This is a genomic window from Frankia sp. CoWAU3, assembly GCF_977971855.1.
In genome coordinates this window covers 1-4141 of the sequence record NZ_CDWWXB010000234.1, presented here as the reverse complement: position 1 = coordinate 4141, position 4141 = coordinate 1, and the positions used below count along the sequence as shown (strand labels likewise).

6 protein-coding genes are annotated in these 4141 nt (G+C 74.1%); all 6 read left to right on the top strand.

The annotated features are described in order from the left end of the window. Positions 1 to 45 precede the first annotated feature (45 nt). Positions 46 to 831, top strand: a complete 786-nt coding sequence (locus AC08ON_RS16110) for an aquaporin (RefSeq protein WP_476607774.1) — start codon at positions 46 to 48, stop codon at positions 829 to 831. Between the two features lie 35 nt (positions 832 to 866). Next, positions 867 to 1271: an arsenate reductase ArsC gene (locus AC08ON_RS16105; RefSeq protein WP_476607773.1), complete on the top strand. Its 405-nt coding sequence runs from the start codon at positions 867 to 869 to the stop codon at positions 1269 to 1271. Between the two features lie 331 nt (positions 1272 to 1602). Further along, complete coding sequence (locus tag AC08ON_RS16100; protein ID WP_476617263.1) at positions 1603 to 2046, top strand: fluoride efflux transporter FluC; 444 nt, start codon at positions 1603 to 1605, stop codon at positions 2044 to 2046. Next, on the top strand, positions 2046 to 2390 hold the full coding sequence (locus AC08ON_RS16095; RefSeq protein ID WP_476607771.1) for a DUF190 domain-containing protein: 345 nt from the start codon (positions 2046 to 2048) through the stop codon (positions 2388 to 2390). The genes AC08ON_RS16100 and AC08ON_RS16095 overlap by 1 nt, the downstream gene beginning before the upstream one ends. Then, on the top strand, positions 2387 to 2776 hold the full coding sequence (locus AC08ON_RS16090; RefSeq protein ID WP_476607770.1) for a fluoride efflux transporter FluC: 390 nt from the start codon (positions 2387 to 2389) through the stop codon (positions 2774 to 2776). Before AC08ON_RS16095 ends, AC08ON_RS16090 begins: the two co-directional genes overlap by 4 nt. A gap of 174 nt (positions 2777 to 2950) precedes the next feature. Next, positions 2951 to 3946 (top strand): MFS transporter, encoded by a 996-nt coding sequence (locus tag AC08ON_RS16085; protein ID WP_476607769.1) that lies wholly within the window; start codon positions 2951 to 2953, stop codon positions 3944 to 3946. Positions 3947 to 4141 lie beyond the last annotated feature (195 nt).

Genomic DNA, 4141 nt, shown 5'->3' with positions numbered 1-4141 from the left:
ACGATCGAGCCGGCCACCGCCGGCACCGGCCACTGAGAGCGAACGGTGACAGACAACGGGGAGGGCCGGCCGCCGCTGGTGCGGCGGCTGGCCGCCGAAGCGCTGGGCGCCATGCTGCTCGCCGCGTTGGTCGTCGGGTCTGGGATCGCCGCGGCGCAGCTCAGCCTGGACCAGACAGGCCTGCAGCTGGTCGAGAACGCCGCGGCGACCGCCGCCGGCCTCTACGCGATCATTCTGATGGTCGGGCCGGTGTCCGGGGCGCATGTCAACCCGGTGGTCACGGTGGTCGACGCCGCGTTCGGGGGGCTGTCGTGGCGGGACGCCGTCGCCTACCTGCCCGCCCAGATCCTCGGCTGCGTCGCTGGGGCGGTGCTGGCGAACCTGATGTTCGACCGGTCGGCGGTGTCGATCTCCACGCATCACCGGGTGTCCGGGGCGCATCTGCTCGCCGAGGTCGTCGCGACCGCCGGCCTCATCCTGCTGATCTTCGCGCTGGTGCGGTCCGGGCGGGGTGAGCGGGAACCGGCCGCGGTCGGCGCCTACATCGGCGCGGCCTACTGGTTCACCAGTTCCACCAGCTTCGCGAATCCGGCGATCAGCATCGGGCGGATGTTCTCCGACACCTTCGCCGGGATCGCCCCCGCCTCGGTGCCCGCGTTCATCGCCGCCCAGGCGCTGGGCGGCGCGGTCGGCTACGGGCTGTTGCGGCTGCTCTACCCGCCGACTCCCACCGGCCCGGCGCAGGCCGCTGGGGTGCTGCTCACCCACCCGGACAGCGCGGTGGCACCCAACGGCGCCGCCCCTTCACCTCTTCCTGGAGGTGTCTCGTGATCGACCTGGGCAACCCGACCGGAAAGGACACCGTCGTGTCTGCGAAGCCCTCGGTGCTGTTCGTCTGCGTCCACAACGCCGGCCGTTCCCAGATGGCCGCCGGCTGGCTGACCCGTCTCGCCGCCGGGAAGATCGAGGTCCGCTCTGCCGGCTCCATACCCGCCGACCGGATCAACACCGTCGCCGCCGCGATGGCCGAGGTCGGCATCGACATCACCGCCGAAACCCCGAAAATCCTCACCGTTGACGCCGTCGAGGCCTCCGACGTCGTCATCACCATGGGCTGCGGCGACACCTGCCCCGTCTTCCCCGGCATCCGCTACGAGGACTGGGCACTCGACGACCCCGCCGGCCAGGATCTCGACGCCGTCCGACCCATCCGCGACGACATCCGTGCCCGCGTCGAAAAACTCATCGGGGAACTCCTGCCTGCCGCCTGAGCACGCCAGGCCGGGCAGGCCGGCACCCGCCCGGCCTGGCGGCTGCCGGCATCCTGGTGGGGGCTGACGACGTCCGGCGGTGGCGGTGAACCGGTGGCAGTGAAGCCGGTATGGTGTGACGGCGGCGGCTTTCGGTCACCGCGCGGCGGTGGGGCCCGCCGGACCCGAACCGCGGCAGCGCGCCGCCAACGGTCCCTACCTGTGACAAGTCATGCCTGGCTGGCCCGGGTGTCGCGCAGGTAGGGGGGCGGGCGTGGACGACACCGAGCAGACGGTCGGTGCACCGACCGACCCTGATGGCACCGACCCTGATGGTGATGGGCCTGTCCCGGTGCGGCGCCGGCAGCTTCGTCACGCGCCGGTCGCGGTCCCGCTGCTGGCGGTGATATCGGCCGGTGGGGCGGTGGGGGCATGTGCCCGGTACGGGGCGTCGCTGGTGTGGCCGACGATGCCGGGCACGTTCCCGTGGACCACCTGGGCGGTGAACACGGCCGGTTGCGCGGCGATCGGTGTGCTGATGGTGCTGATCACCGACGTGCGGACGGTGCATCCGCTGGTCCGCCCGTTCCTGGGCACCGGGGTGCTGGGCGGGTTCACCACCTTCTCCACGTATGCGCTCGACGCGCAGCGGCTGGTGGACGGCGGGCGGGCCGGGCTGGCACTGGCGTACCTGGTGCTGAGCGTCCTCGCCGCGCTGGGCACGGTGTGGGCGGCGGCGGCTGCGATGCGATGGTTCGTGGCGAGGACGCGACGGGTCGCGGGAAGGCGGGCGTGATGAGGTTGAGCGGCCGGGCGTTGCGGCTGACGGTGTTCGTCGGGGAGAGCGACGTGTGGCATCACCGGCCGCTGGCCAGCGAGATCGTGCACCGGGCGCACCGCGCCGGGCTGGCCGGGGCGAGCGTGTTCCGGGGCGTGGAGGGGTTCGGCGCATCCTCGATCGTGCACACCGCCCGGCTGCTGTCGCTGAGCGAGGACCTGCCGGTGGCGGTGGTCATCGTCGATGACGGGCAACGGGTACGGGCCTTCCTCCCGCAACTCGATGAACTCGTCACCGAGGGGCTGGTCATCCTCGACGAGGTCGAAGTGATCCGCTACGTCGGCCGGGAGGCGAGTCGGTGAACTGGCTGCTGGTGATCGCCGGGGCCGCGGCCGGTGCGCCGCTGCGCTATCTGACCGACCGGGCGGTGCAGGCCCGACACGACACGGTCTTTCCCTGGGGTACGTTCACCGTCAACGTCACGGCCAGTCTGCTCCTCGGCCTGGTCGCCGGCGCCGCGGGCGCGGGCGCGCCGCGGGCGTGGGCGGCGTCGGAGCAGGTGGTGTCGCTGGTGGGGAGCGGGCTGTGCGGGGCGTTGAGCACCTACTCGACGTTCTCCTACGAAACGCTGCGGCTGGCCGAGGACGGCGCCCGGCTGCTGGCCGCGGCCAACGTCGCCGGCAGTGTGCTCGCCGCGTTCGGCGCCGCCGCTCTCGGCGCGGCCCTGGCGCGGGCGGTGTGGGGATGATCCGACCGACGCACGGCACGAGCACAGCGCCCGCCGCCGCGGTCAGGCTACGGCCGTGGCGGTTTGTCCTGGTCTTCGGCGTGGTCAGCATGCTGGCGGACGTCGTCTACGAAGGCGCCCGGTCGGTCACCGGGCCGCTGCTGGCCTCCCTCGGCGCGTCGGCGGTCGTGGTCGGTGTCGTCACCGGGGTGGGCGAGGCCGCGGCGCTGCTGCCCCGGCTGGTTCTGGGCGTGGACGATCGCCGGTTACACGCTGACCGTCGCCGCCGTGCCCCTGCTCGGCGTGACCGGCGTGCTGTGGGCGGCCGGCCTGTTGGTGATCGCCGAACGGGTCGGGAAGGCGGTTCGCAGCCCGGCCAAGGACGCACTGCTCTCCCACGCGACCGCCGCCACCGGCCGGGGCCGCGGGTTCGCCGTGCACGAGGCGATGGACCAGCTCGGCGCGCTGGCCGGGCCGCTGCTCGTCGCCGCGGTGCTCGCCTCCGGCGCCGGCTACGGCCCGGCGCTCGGCGTCCTGGCCCTGCCCGGCCTGGGCGTCCTTGCTGTTCTGCTCTGGCTGCGGGCCCGCGTGCCCGACCCGGCCGGCTACGAGCCGGACGAGCCGCCGGCCGTGCCCGTCCCCCGTACCGGCCCGGCCCCGGCCGCCGCGCCCCGGGCCCGACTACCCCGGGCGTTCTGGACGTATGCCGGGTTCACGACCGCGACCACCACCGGGCTGGCGACGTTCGGCGTGTTGTCCTTCCACGCGGTCACCCGTGGCCTGCTGCCGGTGGCCGCGGTGCCTGTCGTGTACGCCGCGGCCATGGGCGTCGACGCCCTCGCCGCGCTCGCGACCGGCTGGGCCTACGACCGCCACGGCCCCGGTGTGCTCGCCGTGCTGCCGCCGCTGGCCGTCGCCGGGACGCTGGTGTGGGGAGCGGCCACCGGCGTGCAGGAATCCACCCTGCGGGCCACCGTCGCCGACCTCGTCCCGCCCGCCGGGCCAGCGCCTACGGCGTCTTCGCCGGCGTGGTCGGCGCGACCACCGCCGCCGGCGGCGCGTTGGCCGGCGCGCTCTACGACCTGTCCATCCCCGCCCTCATCGCCGTCACCGCCGCCGTGCAGGTCGCGGCGCTGGCGCTCCTTGCGGCCAGCCGGCGCATCCGCCCCTGAGCAGGCACAACGACGCTAACGCTAATCGTCGGGCAGGAGGACGCGAGGCCCGCCCGTCCACCCCAACAGGCCTACCCACTCCACGCCCGGGCGTCCCGTCCCGGGTTCACCGGGCCGGTGTGGATCGCGCACCTGGCCGCGGGCAGCGCGTCGCAGGACGCGCGGAGCGCGGAGTTGACGGCGGCCAACACGGCGGCCAACGGGGAATGCCCGC